Here is a 16,658-nt window from a genome sequence, read left to right on the forward strand (position 1 = left end):
GCAAAGAAGCAAATCTTGATGATGCCGCGTTGAGGTGCGTCCACAGGCATTGCACTGTGTTGAATGCCGCAATAGCTCTGCGTCCGCAAGAAAGCCAGTACTTTGCGTCAAAAGCGGCGGGATCTTAGCTTTCGGATTCTGAGGGAGCGTTCTCTTGCGAGCAGTGAAAGCTCTTGGCCGCCAACCTCTCCACTCTCACCCCTGTGCTTGCCACAGGGGCCAACCACGGCGCTGGCGGGTCGCCGGCGAACAACTTTAGGACAAGTCTTCAAACCGCAGGCAGCCTCAGTTCAGTGCATATCGCCAAATCATTCCGTTTACGCTCAAGGGTTACGTCGATCATTCGGCGATCACAAATCTCGAACTGATCTTCAACTAGATGAGCGTTGAAGCTTGCTTAGAAAAGAGCGCCCACCATATAACGCGCGGATGACAGACTCGAAGATTTTCGTGGGCATTCGGCCTATCCGCAGTAGCAGCGACAAACCAGCCCAACCGAGCGCGCCCCGGTGCCAGTGGGATGGCTGCGATAGCCCTGGTGTCCAAAGAGCGCCGGTCGGGAGCGCCGCAGAGGGGCTTTACCTGTCTTTCTGTGTGAAGCATTCAAAGATTTACGCCAAGGGTTACAGTTTCTATCCCAGCCATTCGGATCCCGTCGTCGCGCGGTACCAGCTTGACGCAGCTGCGGGTAAAATTGCCACGCGCGGGGTGAGGACCGATCAGGAACACCGCGAGGCTCCACTACCGTCATCTATCCCGTCGGGATCAGCGAAATCACTCAGAGCCCGAGGGATAGCGAACAGGTCCCACGCGGCGGCGGCAGCACCGCAGATCAAGCTCAAACCACTTGAGGTCAAGGCGTTCGAAGTCCTGGGGCTCGAACAGGTTGCAACGTCTGAAGAGATCAAAAGCCGATATAAAGAGCGCCTGAAAGCCGATCATCCCGACGCGAACAGTGGTGACCGCAAATCAGAAGATCGCCTGCGGGCGACAATCGAAGCATACCGGATCCTGAAGCTCAACGGTTTTTGCTAGAGGGCAGTCGTGTCCAGGGCCGGTGCTTTGGAGGATGCCTGTATGGAAATAAAGCGGATCAGCAACATTTGAGCAGATTGCGGACGTCGATCCGGAAATCAGGCTGCCGGTCCCCGGCGTCTGTTTGTGATTATTCGCGCATCTTTTCGTCGGGATCAAAGTTGGTTTCCGCAAGCCGAGTGAAGACTTTCGCGGGATACATCGGCCCATATCGCGAAAAGCGAAACGAGGGACTCGAGAAAAAGATATTCACCATCGAATGGCGATACGCGCCCACATGGTTAACGCTTCGTTAACCATGTGGGCGCTAGAAATTATTGATCATCCCGCCGACATCAGGTGGGTGCCCGCTAAGCGTCGGCCTGCAGATGAACCAACTACTCCCGGCATTCTATCGCCGTCTAGGCTTGTTTACGGCACTGGCGTCCATCGCGCTGCCCGCGCATGGCTTCGCGCAATCGGCCTGGTCCGGGGCAACAGACAACGATTTCAGTAACGCGGCGAATTGGACCCCAACCGCGCCCGACGCCAACGATACAGCACACGTCGACGCGGGGTCTCCACAAGTTTCCAATGATGCGACCGTCGGTCATCTGGACGTGAATGGCGGCAACGTCACCATCAGCAATACCGGCGTTTTGACCAGCACGAATGGCACGACGATCACGTCAGGCAGCGTCAGCATCAACAGCGGTGGCGTGATGAACTCGGACGTCAGTCTCGATGGCGGCAGCTTGTCCCTCGATGGCCAACTCAACGGACAGCTCAATCTTAACAATGGCAATGTCTCAGTCAACGGTACGCTCGGTAGTGCCATTGTCGCAACAGGAACCGCACTCACGAACAACGGCGCCACGGGCCAGGTCAACGTCTCCACCGGCGCAACGCTCGTCAACAATAGCGGAGCGACCATCGACGCGGTCACCAACGCCGGCACCGCGTCCAACGCGGGAACCGTTGGCAGCGTCACAAACACGGCAGGCAGTTTCACAAACGACGGAACCGTGTCGGGAAAAACGACCGTCTCGGGCGGAACGGTCACGAATAACTTCGTCATCACCGACGCCGATGTCGCCGCGGCCGCAACCTTCGTCAACAATAGTGGGGCCACCGCCGCAACGGTCACGAATGCCGGCACAGCGTCCAATGCCGGTACAGTCGCAAGCCTCACCAACACGGCAGGCAGCTTCACCAACAATGCCGGCGGCACTATAACCGGGAAGACCATTGTCGAAGGCGGAACGGTTACCAACAATTTCGTTATCACCGACGCTGATGTCGCCGCGGCAGCAGCCTTCGTCAACAACACCGGCGCCACCGCCAGCGCCATCACAAACGCCGGGACCACCACCAATGCCGGGACGATCGCCTCCGTGCAGAACGACGCCGGGACGTTCACCAACAATTTTGGCGGAACCGTTACCGGTGACACGAACATCGCCGGCGGCAGCGTCACCAACAATGCCAGCCTCAATAGCGTCGATGTCGGCACAGCCGGCACGTTCACCAACACCAGCGGGGCCACCGCAGGCGCTGTCACCAATGCCGGCACGGCATCCAATGCCGGCACCATCGCGAGCCTGACCAATACCGCCGGCAGCTTCACCAACAATGCCGGCGGCACGATTACAGGAACAACCACCGTCAAAAGCGGAGCGGTGACGAACAACTTTGTCATCACCAATGCTGATGTCGCTGCCACGGCAGCCTTCGTCAACAACACCGGCGCGACAGCCGGCGTCGTTACAAATGCCGGGACGGTCACCAATGCCGGAACGATCGCCTCCGTCCAGAACGACGGCGGGACATTCACCAATAATGCGGGTGGAGCAGTTACGGGCGCAACGACAGTGGCCGGGGGCAGCGTCGTCAACAATGCGACATTGGCGAATGTCGAAGTGGGCGCTGCCGGCACCTTCGTCAACAACAGCGGCGCGACGGCCGCTACCGTGACGAATTCAGGAATGGCTGCAAACGACGGAACGATTGCAGCACTCCAGAACAATGCCGGGACATTCTCCAACACCGGTACAATTTCAGGCGCGGCAATTGTTTCCGGCGGCTCGCTCGTCAACGATGGCACCATATCGGGCGCCGTCAGCATAGACGACGGCGGCCTTCTCTCTGGTAGCGGCAATGTCGGCGGCATCCTAGTGAATGCAGGCGGCGTATTGGCGCCAGGGCCAGGGATTGCAACGCTTGGCGTCAATGGGGACGTAACATTCGCCGCCGGATCCACCTACCAGGTCGACATTGCGACGGGAGGCGTCTCCGACAAGGTCGATGCCACGGGAGCCGTTTCCATCCAGGGCGGAACGCTTGCCGTCAAGGCAGCGACCGGCAATTACGCCGCAGCAACCAGCTACACGATCCTGACCGGCGGCAGCATTGCCGGTACGTTCGACACTGTGACAAGCGACTTCGCCTTTCTGTCGCCAACCCTGACATACGACGTCACCACCATCGACATGCGACTGGACCGCAACAGCGTCCAATTCGCTGATGTGGCAAATACGGCAAATGGCCGGGCTGCCGCTGCGGCGGTCGAACAGATGGGATCGGGCCGTGTGGTCTACGACGCGGTTCTGTCGCTTGATTCCGCCACGGCCGCGAGTGCCTTTGCGCAGCTGAGCGGCGAAGCCCATGCCTCTGTCAAAAGCGCGTTGCTATGGCAAAGCCGCTTTCCGCGGGAAGCGATTCTCGACGAGATCGCCTGGGGGCCGCACCAGCGGGAGACCGACGTCACCTTCTGGACCTCAGGACTTCTGTCGTCCAACGTGCTGTCGGGAGGAAACAACGCAGCCGGGATCGACACCCGCGTCGACGGCGCCCTGTTCGGGGCCGATGCACCAGTGTCCGATCACTGGCGTGTCGGCGGTGTGGTCGGCTTTGGTCAACAATCGTTCGCCCAGGTCGACGCAAACTCCTATTACGCCGGGCTTTACGCCATGGGCGATATCGGCCCGGTGCAACTCGCCGGAGGCGCCATCTACGCACACAATGACGCATCCACGCAGCGCGATATCGCATTCGGCACATTTACGGACCACCTATCGGCAAACTATGCGAGCGCCACCAGCCAGGTCTTTGCCGATCTTTCATGGACTTACGAGTGGGACGCGCTCAAAGTTCAACCCTTCGCAAGTCTCGCCTACATCAATCTCGACACTGATAGCTTTGAGGAGAAGGGTGGCGACGCCGCACTCTCTGCAGCCGGCGCAAACGCCGCAATCACCTCTTCGACGGTCGGATTGCGCTGGGCTATGGACTGGCCGGAGAACGAATTGCCCCTCTCCGTTTCCGGATTGCTGGGCTGGCGGCATATCGCAGGCGATGTAACGCCATACTCGCGTATGGCGTTTTCTGGTGGCTCGCCCTTTATAATCGAAGGTACCGAGATGCCCCGCGATTCCGTCGTGGCGGAGATCGGCGTCTCCGCGAAGCTTTCAAAGTCGGCGCGGCTGACGCTGAACTACGCCGGCGAATTCGGCAAAGGCCTGCGCTCCACCGCCATCCAGATGAACCTCGTAACGAGTTTCTAGGCTGTGCCGCCGCGATGGCCAGCAACCGCCTGAAGCGCTGAGGATACTTATCCCGTTATCGTATTAACGACGCGGAACCAAGCTGCGCATGCATCGGCATGAGCGGCACAAACAAACACGCGCAATCCTCACCTAATTTAACGCATATCGATTTTAAAGTTGACGCGCGGAAAGTTTAATGATGAATAGGCGACGTCGGTTGGCTCAGGAGGCGGCCAGGTCCGGCGGTCCCAAGCACAAGCCTCGATAGGTTTCCGGGAGGAAAAATTGATTATTTCTCGCATCGCAAAGTCGCTGCTCGTTTCCGCCGCTTTCACGCTCGCCGCCGTTACCGCGCAGGCAGAAGGCATTGGCGCGTCGCTGCTGACGCAGCAGCATCCTTTCTACAACGAGCTCGCAAAGGCGATCACCGCTGAAGCCAAGGCCAAGAACGTCTCGGTCGAGATCGCGATCGCCAATCAGGATCTGAACAAGCAGCTTGCCGACATCGAAGACTTCATCGTCAAGGGCGTGGACGTCATCATCATGTCGCCAGTCGACAGCAAGGGCGCGCTCGCAGCCGTCGCCCGCGCTGAGGCAGCAGGCATCAAGGTTATCACTGTCGACGTTCCGGTCGAAGGCGCCAAGGTTTCATCCTACATCGGCACCGACAACTACGCCGGTGGCGTCAAGGCCGGCGAACTGATGGCTGAGCAGCTCGGCGGCAAGGGCAATGTCGCGATCATCGACTATCCGCTGGTCCAGTCGGTCGTGAACCGCGTCAACGGCTTCAAGGAAGCCATTGCCAAGCACCCTGACATCAAGATCGTGTCGATCCAGACCGGCATCACCCGCGCCGAGGCTCTGGCCGTCGCGCAGAACATGTTACAGGCAAACCCCGACATCAACGGCATCTTCGGCTTCGGTGACGACGCGGCTCTTGCTGCAGCGGTTGCGGTCAAGTCCTCCGGCCTCACTGGCAAGGTCAAGGTCATCGGCTTCGACGGCATGCCTGAGGCGATCAAGGCGGTCGACAGCGATCCTGACATGGTCGGCGTCATCCAGCAGTTCCCGGACCAGATGGGCAAGCTCGCCGTCGATACCGCGCTGGACCTCAAGGCCGGCAAAGACGTGCCTGCTGAGCAGCCGATCGTCCCCGGCGTCTACGTCAAGAAGCAGTAAAGTCCTCCCAAGGCGCACTGTGCGAAGGTCCGAAGTCTCGCACAGTGACCGCTCCTTCCGGCGGCCGGGTTCTTTTGAAGGGCTAGCCGCCGGAAAGCAGCGATATCCTCGCGACAAGTCAGAGCGCCCCACGCATCTGCCCGATGCCTGCGGCTCTTGGTGAAAGGTGACGCCATGCAAAGCTGCGGCGACAACGCGATCCTAGAGATCAAGGACATTACGAAAGTCTTCGGTGCGGTGACCGCGTTGAAGAACATGCAGCTGAAGGTTCGGCCCGGCAGGGTTCACACGATCCTCGGTGAAAACGGCGCCGGAAAATCGACGCTGATGAAGATCCTCGCCGGTGTCTACCAGCCGACATCGGGCTCGATCCTTCTCGACGGCAAGCCCTATGCGCCAGCCAACCCGCAGGACGCGGCGGCAGCGGGCCTGACGATCGTCTTCCAGGAACTCAGCCTCTGCAACAATTTGAGCGTCGCCGAGAATATTCTCGCGACCCGCGAGCCGACAAGGGCCGGTTTCATCAACGACAAGGCACTCGTGCGCCAGGCCGCGGCGATCGTCGCCGATCTGAAGCTGCCGATATCCGTCCAGGAGCGCGTCGGCGACCTGTCGATCGCCCAGCGCCAGCTTGTAGAGATCGCCAAGGGGCTGAGCATCGACGCCAAGGTCGTTATCCTCGACGAGCCGACGTCCTCGCTCAGCGACAGCGAAGCCGAGATCCTTTTCGAGATCATCGCGCAACTGAAAGCGCGCGGCGTGGCCGTAATTTACATCTCGCACCGCATGGAAGAGATCATGCGGCTAAGCGACGACATCACCGTCGTGCGCGACGGCAGCTACATCACCACGCGCGATAAGTCCGAAGCCACGATCGACGAACTGATCGCCCTGATGGTCGGCCGCGACATGAATGAGATTTACCCTCCGCGCGACGTGCCGGCTCCAGCGCTTGACGAAAAGCCGGTACTGGCAGTGAGCGGGCTTTCCAGCCACGACGAGTTTGAGGATATCTCCTTCGATGTGCGCCCGGGCGAGATCCTCGGCTTCTTCGGCCTGATCGGTTCCGGCCGTTCGGAGGTGATGAAGACCCTCTTCGGCATGACGCAGCCGACATCGGGCACCATCTCGATCGACGGCAGCGCGGTAACGATCACCTCCCCCGTCGATGCCATTAACCGGCGTATCGGCTTCGTCACCGAGAACCGCAAAGAAGAGGGGCTGGTGCTCAGCCACAGCGTCGAGAGTAACATCTCGATGGTGGCGCTGGACAACTATTCCAGCCCCTTCGGCTTCCTCAAGCGCCGCCGCGAACGCGACGACGCGAAGGTGGAAGTCGGCCGGCTAGCCATCAAGACGGCGTCGCTCGAGACCTCGGCGGGATCACTGTCCGGCGGCAACCAGCAGAAGATCGTGTTGGCCAAGTGGCTGCTGACCAAGCCGAGGATCCTCATCCTCGACGAGCCGACACGCGGCGTCGATGTCGGCGCCAAGTTTGAAATTTACAAGATCATCCGCCAACTGGCGGCGGAAGGCACGGCAATCCTGCTGGTGTCGTCCGAACTTCCCGAAGTCATCGGCATGAGCGACCGCGCCGTCGTCATGAGCGAAGGGCGGGCCACCGCCATCGTTGCCGGCGACCAGATGACACCGGAGAAGATCATGAGCTTTGCTACGGGATTTGTATCATGAGCGACAGACACGCAGCCAATGCCGCATTCCGGCAGGTAATGAAGCAGTATGGCGGTATTTTCCTATCGCTGATCGTCCTTTGCGTGATCTTTTCGATCACCAATCAACGGTTCATGTCCGTTGCCAACTTTCTGAACGTGCTGCAACAGGTCTCGGTCATCGCGATCGCCGCCTTCGGGATGACCTGGGTGATCCTGCTCGGTGAGATCGACCTGTCGATCGGATCGATCATCGCGGTCGCCGGCATGGTCGGCGCGCAATGTTTCGCGTTCGGTATGGGTTTCGTTCCAGCACTCGTCCTGACGCTCGCAGCCGGCGCGATTTTGGGTCTCGCCAACGGCGTGCTGACGGCGAAATTCCTGCTGCCGTCGTTCATCGTCACGGTGGCCACGATGGGCATCTATCGCGGCATGGTCAGCCTGCCGACGAACGGCGCGCCTGCCATGATCATGGAGCCGACCTGGACGGCCATTGGCACCCAGAGCTTCATCGGCATCCCGATCGTCATCTGGGTCGTCGCGGTACTCTTCCTGTTCAACCACATCCTGCTCAGCAAGACCAAGTTCGGCCGACGCGCTTATCTGACCGGCGGCAACCGCGAGGCAGCTCTGTATTCCGGCATCAAGGTCGATCGCCTGAAGATCATCATCTTCATGATCTCGGGCATCATGGCGGCGATCAGCGGCATCCTGCTTTCCTCGCGTCTGTTCTCGGCCCAGACCAACGCGGGCATGAGCTACGAGCTCGACGCCATCGCAGCAGCCGTTCTCGGCGGCACCAGCCTTGCCGGCGGCGTCGGCACCATGATCGGCACGCTGATCGGCGCGCTCATCATCGGCGTGCTCAACAACGGCATGAACATGCTGTCAGTGCCTTACTTCTACCAGCTCATCGTCAAGGGCCTCGTCATCCTCGTCGCCGTCTATCTCGACGTGCGCTCCAAGCGCGCCAAGCAGTAATCCTCAAGAGCAAGAAGCCATGTCGAAAATCCTCACCATCGGCGAAATTCTGGTCGAAATCGTCGCTACCAATCGCGGCAACGGCTTTCGTGAAGCCGTGCCACTGATCGGTCCTTTTCCTTCGGGCGCACCGGCCATCTTCATCGATCAGGTCGGCAAGCTCGCCCAGGATTGCGCGATCATCTCGCGCGTCGGCGATGATGATTTCGGCTGGGTCAACATCAACCGCCTGACCGAGGACGGCGTCGATGTCTCCGGCATCGAGATCGTTGCACATGGCACAACCGGCAGCGCCTTCGTGCGCTACCGCGAGGACGGCAGCCGCGCCTTCGTCTTCAACATCCGCCACAGCGCATGCGGTGAGATCGAGCTATCGGACAAGACGCTGGCTCTGATCGACGGCTGCACCCACATGCACGTCATGGGCACCGCTCTCTATGCCCCGAGCGTGGTGAGGAGTATCCTGACAGCAGTCGAACGCATCAAGGCCGCTGGCGGCACCGTGTCCTTCGACCCCAATCTGCGCCCTGAAATCCTCGATAGTCCGGGCATGCGCGAGGCGCTGCAGACCGTGCTCTCAGTGACCGATCTATTCATGCCGAGCGGCGAGGAACTCTTCCTGTTCGCCGAGGCAAAGACGGAGAAGGAGGCGGTCGCCGAATTGCTCGCCAAGGGCATCAAGGCGATCGTCATCAAGCGCGGCGAAAAGGGCTCCAGCTACTTCGACAGGACCACCCAGATCAATCTCGAGGGCTACAAAGTCGAGGAAGTGGATCCCACCGGCGCCGGCGACTGCTTCGGCGCGACCTTCGTCACCTTCTGGCTGAAGGGAATGCATCCCGCCGAAGCGTTGCGTTACGCCAACGCATCCGGCGCCCGCGCCGTCACCAAGGCCGGCCCGATGGAAGGCGCATCGACCCAAGCCGAACTCGACGCCCTCATCAAAGCGCAAGGACAAGCCTGACATGCAGAAAAGCTACCTCACGGATATCGCACAATGGCGCCACGGCAGCGGCGTCAAGGGCATTCCCTCGATCTGCTCGGCCCATCCCCTCGTTATCGAGGCGTCGATGCTGCATGCGCTGAAGCAGGGCGCCCACCTACTCGTCGAAGCCACCTGCAACCAGGTGAATCAGGATGGCGGTTATACCGGCATGACGCCGGCCGATTTCCGCGACTTCGTGGAAAAGATCGCCGCCGATACAGGTTTCCCGCTTGAAAAGCTAATCCTCGGCGGCGACCATCTCGGTCCCAATCCATGGAAGAGCCTGCCCGCTGACGAGGCAATGGCGAAAGCCTCCACCATGATCGAGGCCTTTGCCAAGGCCGGCTTCACCAAACTGCATCTCGACACCAGCATGGGCTGCGCCGGCGAGCCGGTTGCCCTGCCTGACGCGATCACCGCTGAGCGCGCTGCCAAGCTCGCTGCCGTGGCCGAGGCAGCGCTGCAGGGCATGGACGGCATCAAGCCTGTCTACATCGTCGGCACCGAAGTGCCGATCCCCGGCGGCGCCATGGAAGAGATCGAAGAACTTGAGGTGACCAAGCCAGAAGCCGCGCGCGAAACCATCGCCATTCACCGCCAGGCTTTCGTGGCCGCTGGCGTATCCGACGCTTTCACTCGAGTTGTCGGCGCGGTTGTCCAGCCTGGCGTGGAATTCGGCAATGCAAACGTCATCGCCTACGCTCCGGAAAAAGCGGCTGCACTGAGCGCCACGCTTTCAGACATGCCGGGCATGGTTTATGAGGCCCACTCCACCGACTACCAGACCCGCGACATGCTTCGGCAGCTCGTCATGGATGGTTTCGCTATTTTGAAAGTTGGCCCCGGCCTGACCTTTGCACTGCGCGAAGCCTATTACGGGCTCGACCAGATCGCTGAGTTCCTGTTTCCAGACAAGCGCAAGGAGACGCTGATCGCCACCATCGAGCGTGTTCTGACGGCCGATCCGAAGAACTGGGACAAATATTACCACGGTTCGGACGACGATAAGCACATTCAGCGTCACTTCAGCTACAGCGACCGTATTCGCTACTACTGGCCGCAGCCGGAGATCGACGCGGCCGTAAAGGCACTATTCTCATTGCTTGATGGCGTGCAGATCCCCGAGACCCTGATCAACCAGTATCTGACCGGCGCCTATGTCGGCGTGCGCGACGGCAAGGTCAAGCCGGACGCACGTTCGCTAGCGCTTGCCGCCGTCGACCGCGTGTTGGAAGATTACTTCGAAGCCTGCCGCGCCTAAAGGCGCGGCTTGCACCGGCGCAAAAGTTTTGATTGAAATGCGTCAAATATTTCAATCGATTAAATAAGAATGAGTGGGACGCGCGTTTGTCAGACAGGCCGATCAGAACCATGGAGGACTTTTCCGAGTATGTCGGCCTATCGCGGCCGACCGTTTCGAAGTACTTCAACGACCCGGGCTCCGTGCGGCGCAAGACCCGCGACATCATCGAAGCTGCCCTCAAGGAGAGCGGCTTCCGTCCCAACCTCTTTGCGGTCAATCTCAATCGCCGACGCAGCAACATCATCGGCATCATCATTCCCAACTCCACCGACCCGTTCTACATGGCGCTGACGCGCCGGGTCGAGCTCATCGCCAATGATGCCGGCTTTCTCGCCTTTGTGCTGTCGTCGGATGGCAATGCCCTGATGGAAGCACGCGCCATCGAAACGCTGAAGTCGATGAACGTCGCAGGTGCCATCATTGCCCCGCTTGGCGTGCAATCACACCATGAGACCCTGCTTGCGCTGTCTGCGTCGATCCCGCTGATCTTTGTTGACTCGCCACTGGACGACGTCTCTCCCTTTGTCGGCACCAACAACCGCCAAAGCTTTCAACTGATCGTTGACTATCTGTGCCGGTCCGGAGAGCCGCCGTGCTATCTCGGTATGCCGTCGGTCAACACCAACGCGTCGACCCGCGAGACGGCCTATATCGAGGCGATGACCGAACTTCGGATGGAGCCGATCGTGCTGCCGATCGAAAAGGCGGCGGGCTGGGACTTCGAGAAATTTGGCTATGAAGAAACGAAGCGCATTCTCGAAGGCGGGGGCTTCCCGACCGCAACCGTTCTTTGCGCCAATGACCGCGTGGCATTCGGCGCCATCGCAGCAGCCTTTCAGGCAGGCGTGAAAATCGGCCGCACGCCCGACTGCAGCCTGCGCATCGCCGGCCACGACGACCACCCTTTGTCGCGCTACGCCTGCCCGCCGATCACCACCGTCGCGCAGAGCTACAACGACATCGGCCGCATTGCCATGCAGTTGTTGCTGCAAAAGCTCGACCAGGAAACAGAGGGATCGGCTTTGAGCGTGCCCGAGCAGGTCCTATTGAATGCCGAGATCATTCTTAGACAATCGGCCTAGACGCTGTCAGGTCGAGCGTCGCCCCCCGCCTTACAGGAAGTCATCGCGCCTTGGCGTGAAGGTATCGATCAATAGTCCCTTCTCCAGTGCGACCACGCCGTGAACAAGGTTCGGCGCGACGATGAAACTGGAACCGGCATCGAGCCTGGTTGTCACTCCGTCAATTGTCACGTCGAAAGCACCCTCTGCGACATAACTTGCCTGCGTGTGAGGATGCGAATGCAGCGCGCCGATCGCACCTGGCTCAAAGCGGAAGGCGACCAGCATCGCCTCGGGGCGATGCGATAGCACGGCGCGATTGTTGCCCGGCGCGACTTCTGTCCAGGTGATGTCATCGGGAAGTGTGTAGTGATCGGCCATCATCATCTCCTATCGGGCAAGCCAGCCGCCATCGACTGGCAATACAGTGCCATGAACATAATCGGAAGCGCGTGAAGCGAGGTAAACCGCCGTGCCGGCCATATCCTCCGCCTTGGCCCATCGGGCGGCCGGAATGCGCTTCAAGATGTCGGCGCTGCGCTCGGCATCGGCGCGAAGCGCCTCGGTGTTGCTGGTCTCGACATAACCGGGCGCAATGGCGTTCACATTGATGCCCTTCGAGGCCCACTCGTTCGCCATAAGCCGGGTGATCCCGGCCAGCCCACTCTTCGCCGCCGTATAGGACGGAATGCGTATACCGCCCTGGAAAGAAAGAAGCGAAGCGATGTTGATGATCTTTGCCGGCGACTGTCGTGCCAATGCAGCCCTCGCGAAAGCCTGGCAGAGGAAAAAGACGAATTTCAGGTTAGTGTCGAGGACCGCATCCCAATCCTCTTCCGTAAACTCCAGCGCATCGGCGCGACGGATGATGCCGGCATTGTTGACGAGGATATCGGGCGAGGCGCCGGCGGCTAGGGCGCGTTCGATGACGTCCCTCGCCTCCCCGGTATCGGACAGGTCCGCCTTGAGCGATACGAACCGGCGCCCCGTCGATATGACCGCGTCCGCTGTCTCGTCCATTGCCGAGCGGCCGACACCGACGATATCGGCGCCCGCCTGCGCGAAACCAACCGCGATAGCCTGGCCGATGCCGGTGTTGGCGCCGGTGACGATAGCCCAGCGGCCGGTGAGATCGAACAGGCTCATCGCAGGTCTTCCATCGGCACCTTGTCCATGTCGGTAAAGCTCATATTATCGCCAGCCATCGCCCAGATGAAGGCGTAGCGGCCGGTTCCCGCACCAGAGTGGATTGACCAGCCGGGCGACAGCACGGCATCGTGGTTCTTCAAGACGACATGCCGCGTTTCGCTGGGCTCGCCCATGAAATGGAAGATGCGTGTCTGCTCCTGCATGCCGAAGTAGAGATAAACCTCCATGCGGCGATCATGAACATGCGCCGGCATGGTGTTCCACACCGAACCCGGCTCGAACCTCGTCAGCCCCACCAGCAATTGGCAGCTGTCGCAGACATCGGGGTGGACGTATTGGTTGATCGTGCGGGCGTTGGATTCTTCCGCCGAGCCCACGATCACTTTCCTCGCCATCTCGCCGGTGATGTGCACCGTGGGGTATGTGCGGTGCGCTGGCGCGCTCAAGACGTAAAAGAGCGCCGGCGCCGCCGGGTCCTTGCTGGCGAAGCTCAAGGCGCCCTCGCCCATTCCGACATAGAGCGCCTCCTGGAAGCCAAGTTCGTAAGGCTTGCCCGCGACGCTGACCGTGCCCGCGCCGCCGATATTGACGATGGCGGCCTCGCGCCGGTCGAGAAAACGCTCTGTGCCGGTCTCAGCAATGGCAGCGATCTCAAGCGGCATCGTATGCGGCATGACACCGCCGACGATCATGCGATCGAGATGGCTGTAGGTGAGATTGACTTCACCTGGCCGAAACAGATCCTCGATCACGAAACCGTCGCGCAGACCCTGCGTGTTGCGCCGTGCGGTATCTTCGGGTCCGACGACCTGGCGTACTGATACTGAAATGGTCACGGGCGATGCCCCTTCTGTGTGTTGGGTGGGATCAGGTGAGCACGACATATTCGGTCAGCTGGTTGATCGTCGTGTCCGCCTTGTCGACATCGAACACCTTGGTGCCGTGGCTCATGATGACGAAGCGGTCGCAGACCTGATAGGCGTGGTAGATGTTGTGGGTGACGAGCACGCTCGAGACGTTTTCCGCCTTGAGCTTCAGCACCTGGTTCAAGAGCGCCTCAGTTTCGCGCACCGACAGTGCAGACGTCGGCTCGTCGAGGAGCAGCACGCGCTTCTTGAAATAGACGGCGCGGGCGATGGCGACAGCCTGTTTCTGGCCGCCGGAGAGATTGCCGACGAGTGTATCGGGGCTATCGATGCCGGAAATGTGCACCGCGTTTTGCAACACCTCCATGGCAATCTCGCGCATTTCACGCTGACGCAGGAAGCCGAAACGATCGGTAAGTTCGCGGCCCATGAAGATGTTGCGGGTGATCGAAAGCGAATCCACCAGCGCCGTATGCTGATAGATGGTCTCGATACCGGCATCGGCGGAGTCCGACCGGCAGGTGAACGCCGTCTTCTTGCCGTCGACGCTCAGATAGCCGTCCGTTGGCTTGTGGATGCCTGAGATCAGATTGACTGTTGTCGACTTGCCGGCGCCGTTGTCACCGAGCAACCCCACCACTTCGCCTTCGCCGATATGGAAGCTCAGATTGCGCAGCGCGGTCAGCGCGCCGAAGCTTTTCGAAATGTTGTGCAGTTCAAGAAGATTGGGGGCCGACATCACGCAAGACCTCGCCGCTCGATAAGATGGTTGAAGATGGCGGCCAGCACGATCAGCGTCGCGATGAACATGTCGAGATAAAAGCCCGGCGCACGCAGCAGCAAAAGCACGTCGGTGATGGTGTGAATCAAGAGCACGCCAAGGAAGATGCCGATGATCGAGCCCCGGCCGCCGCGAAGCGACAATCCGCCGATGACGCAAGCCGCGATCGCCTGAAGCTCCAGTCCGGCGCCCTGCCCCGGCTGCACGCTGCCAACACGCGCGGTTGCAATGATGCCGGCCACCGCCGCCATGCCGCCGGCGATCGCGAAGGCTACCAGCTTGACGCGGTTGGTGTTGATGCCGATCGCCTCGGCCGCACCGCGATTGCCGCCGGTAGCGAACACATGGTTGCCGAAGCGGTGACGATGGACGAGGTAGTGGAAGCCGACGACAAATAAAACGATCCAGATGAAAGCGGCATTGATGCCAAGCAGCGTGCCGGAAAACAGGCTGGTGAAGATCGGCTCCGGATCGAAGCGAACCTGGACCGCGCCGTTATAGAGCAGCACCGCGCCGCGCCAGAACAAAAGGCCGCCAAGCGTCACGATAAAGGACGGCAGCCCGAAGCGCAGCGTGATGTGGCCGTTCAAGAGGCCGATCATGATCCCGGCCAAGACGCCGAGCGGCGCGGCTATGAAGGCACTCATTCCGGCGCCGACAAGGCTTGCCATCAAGATGGCGGTGAAGGTGTAGACCGAACCGATGGAAAGGTCGAATTCGCCCGCGATCATCAGCACGCCGGCGCCGAGCGCCAGGCAGCCCAGCACAGGGATCGCCTTCATCAGGATCGTCAGGTTTTGTGGCGAAAGGTAGCGGAACTGATCAGGATAGAGCAAGGCGCCTGCGATGCAGACGATCTGCAGCGTCATGAAGACGAGGAAGATCGCGCCTGCCGGCATTGCCATGATCTGCCGGATCATCGGTTGTTTCTGCGTCCGCGACCGGGGCGCGGCACTGGTCTCAAGAATTGGTGTCACGGTCTGGTACTCGATCGATTGGAGACGGAGAACCTGCCGGCCTGGCCGGCAGGCCCCCACGAAACGCGGTTAGCGGAAGCTGCCGATCAGCGGCTTGACCGAGCTGATGCGCGACTTGTCGAGGAAGGCGCCCTGGCCGGTGTCGACGTCAGTCGGGGTCAGTCCGTACTTCTTCGACAGCGCGATCTGCGCGATCGGGTAGTAGCCTTGGAGATAAGGCTGCTGGTCCATGGTCGCGAACATCGCACCAGACTCGACCGCATTGACGATCTCGACCGCAAGGTCAAACCCGCCGAACGGGACCTTTACACCTGCATCCTTGATGGCGCCGGCACCGACGGTCGAAGTGACCGAGCCCGTGCCGAACACGGCCTTGACGCCCGGGTTGGCGATCAGGAACTGCGCCATGATGTTCTGCGCCTCGGCCGGATCAAGACCGGCGCGAACTGTCTCGACCTTGATGCCGTTTTCCTTCATCGCCTTCTCGATGCCGCCACCGCGCGCGACCGCGAAGCTGGCCTCGGGGATCTCGCGCGGGTTGAAGACGACGTCGCCGGATTTCAGGCCGAATTCCTTGATCATCCGGTTGCCGAGCTCGTAGCCGGAAGAAAATTCGTTCATACCGACATAGGCCTGGCGGCAATTGCCCTTGGCGCCTTCCAGATCGTCATTGTTGAAGCCGATGACGACGATACCGGCCTTGACCGCCGCGCAGATGCTCTCGTCGAAGGCATCCGACGACGAAATGGCGACGGCGATACCATCGACGCCTGCTGCCGTCGCGCTTTCGATCAGGTCGTTCTGGCGAACCGGATCGTTATTGGCATATTGCACGTCGAGATCGACGCCAAATTGTGCCGCCGCGTCCTTGGCGCCCTTCACCACAGGGTTGAAGAACTGGACACTCGGATCGAGATAGATGATCATCGTTGCCTTGACGTCGGCGGCCAATGCCGTAGATGTCATCATCGTGGCGATACCCGCGGCAAGTGCTGCGGTTTTCAACCTGGTCAATTTCATTTGCGTATCCTCCCTTTGGATGTGCAATGCGGGTCGAAAGACCCAAGTCTCGGCTGGCGGGCTCCGACCAAAGATCACGCCGGCCGAGATTTTCCTCCCAGGCGTTCCGCTTCTCCCAAAGCGGGAA

General features: G+C 60.4%; 14 protein-coding genes. 8 read left to right on the forward strand and 6 right to left on the reverse strand.

Annotated features, from left to right (window positions below):
• Positions 1–429: 429 nt before the first annotated feature.
• The 8 genes from AC1DOG_RS19855 (at position 430) to AC1DOG_RS19890 (ending at position 11,759) form a co-directional block, all read left to right on the forward strand.
• Entirely contained in the window at positions 430–1,035 is a 606-nt protein-coding gene (locus AC1DOG_RS19855) for a J domain-containing protein (protein ID WP_477930473.1), read from the forward strand.
• A gap of 368 nt (positions 1,036–1,403) precedes the next feature.
• Positions 1,404–4,577, forward strand: a complete 3,174-nt coding sequence (locus AC1DOG_RS19860) for an autotransporter outer membrane beta-barrel domain-containing protein (protein ID WP_477930475.1) — start codon at positions 1,404–1,406, stop codon at positions 4,575–4,577.
• Between the two features lie 267 nt (positions 4,578–4,844).
• Positions 4,845–5,738: a substrate-binding domain-containing protein gene (locus AC1DOG_RS19865; protein ID WP_112820312.1), complete on the forward strand. Its 894-nt coding sequence runs from the start codon at positions 4,845–4,847 to the stop codon at positions 5,736–5,738.
• Positions 5,739–5,912: 174 nt separating this feature from the next.
• The gene (locus AC1DOG_RS19870) at positions 5,913–7,430 is read left to right on the forward strand and encodes a sugar ABC transporter ATP-binding protein (RefSeq protein ID WP_112941186.1); all 1,518 of its coding nucleotides are present in this window, start codon (positions 5,913–5,915) and stop codon (positions 7,428–7,430) included.
• On the forward strand, positions 7,427–8,389 hold the full coding sequence (locus tag AC1DOG_RS19875) for an ABC transporter permease (protein WP_289729561.1): 963 nt from the start codon (positions 7,427–7,429) through the stop codon (positions 8,387–8,389). Before AC1DOG_RS19870 ends, AC1DOG_RS19875 begins: the two co-directional genes overlap by 4 nt.
• Positions 8,390–8,408: 19 nt before the next feature.
• Positions 8,409–9,353: a tagatose kinase gene (locus AC1DOG_RS19880; RefSeq protein WP_112941185.1), complete on the forward strand. Its 945-nt coding sequence runs from the start codon at positions 8,409–8,411 to the stop codon at positions 9,351–9,353.
• 1 nt (position 9,354) lies between these two features.
• Positions 9,355–10,635 carry a D-tagatose-bisphosphate aldolase, class II, non-catalytic subunit gene (locus tag AC1DOG_RS19885; protein WP_477930479.1) on the forward strand — a complete coding sequence of 427 codons (1,281 nt, stop codon included), beginning with the start codon at positions 9,355–9,357 and terminating at the stop codon, positions 10,633–10,635.
• A 110-nt stretch (positions 10,636–10,745) separates the two neighbouring features.
• Positions 10,746–11,759 carry a LacI family DNA-binding transcriptional regulator gene (locus AC1DOG_RS19890; RefSeq protein ID WP_112941183.1) on the forward strand — a complete coding sequence of 338 codons (1,014 nt, stop codon included), beginning with the start codon at positions 10,746–10,748 and terminating at the stop codon, positions 11,757–11,759.
• Between the two features lie 30 nt (positions 11,760–11,789).
• On the opposite strand, the gene AC1DOG_RS19895 is transcribed toward AC1DOG_RS19890, so the two are convergent.
• The 6 genes from AC1DOG_RS19895 to AC1DOG_RS19920 all read right to left on the reverse strand — a co-directional run bounded on the left by AC1DOG_RS19895 (position 11,790) and on the right by AC1DOG_RS19920 (position 16,531).
• Positions 11,790–12,125 (reverse strand): cupin domain-containing protein, encoded by a 336-nt coding sequence (locus AC1DOG_RS19895; RefSeq protein ID WP_477930481.1) that lies wholly within the window; start codon positions 12,123–12,125, stop codon positions 11,790–11,792.
• Between the two features lie 3 nt (positions 12,126–12,128).
• Positions 12,129–12,884 carry a 2-dehydro-3-deoxy-D-gluconate 5-dehydrogenase KduD gene (gene kduD, locus AC1DOG_RS19900; RefSeq protein ID WP_477930483.1) on the reverse strand — a complete coding sequence of 252 codons (756 nt, stop codon included), beginning with the start codon at positions 12,882–12,884 and terminating at the stop codon, positions 12,129–12,131.
• On the reverse strand, positions 12,881–13,723 hold the full coding sequence (kduI, locus tag AC1DOG_RS19905) for a 5-dehydro-4-deoxy-D-glucuronate isomerase (protein WP_296435537.1): 843 nt from the start codon (positions 13,721–13,723) through the stop codon (positions 12,881–12,883). Before kduI ends, kduD begins: the two co-directional genes overlap by 4 nt.
• Before the next feature lie 31 nt (positions 13,724–13,754).
• Positions 13,755–14,492, reverse strand: a complete 738-nt coding sequence (locus tag AC1DOG_RS19910; protein WP_016554332.1) for an ATP-binding cassette domain-containing protein — start codon at positions 14,490–14,492, stop codon at positions 13,755–13,757.
• Positions 14,492–15,511 carry an ABC transporter permease gene (locus AC1DOG_RS19915; protein WP_183795221.1) on the reverse strand — a complete coding sequence of 340 codons (1,020 nt, stop codon included), beginning with the start codon at positions 15,509–15,511 and terminating at the stop codon, positions 14,492–14,494. The genes AC1DOG_RS19910 and AC1DOG_RS19915 overlap by 1 nt, the downstream gene beginning before the upstream one ends.
• A 69-nt stretch (positions 15,512–15,580) precedes the next feature.
• Positions 15,581–16,531, reverse strand: a complete 951-nt coding sequence (locus AC1DOG_RS19920; RefSeq protein ID WP_112820326.1) for a sugar ABC transporter substrate-binding protein — start codon at positions 16,529–16,531, stop codon at positions 15,581–15,583.
• Positions 16,532–16,658: the final 127 nt, after the last annotated feature.

The organism is Rhizobium sp. 01N48 (assembly GCF_056399145.1).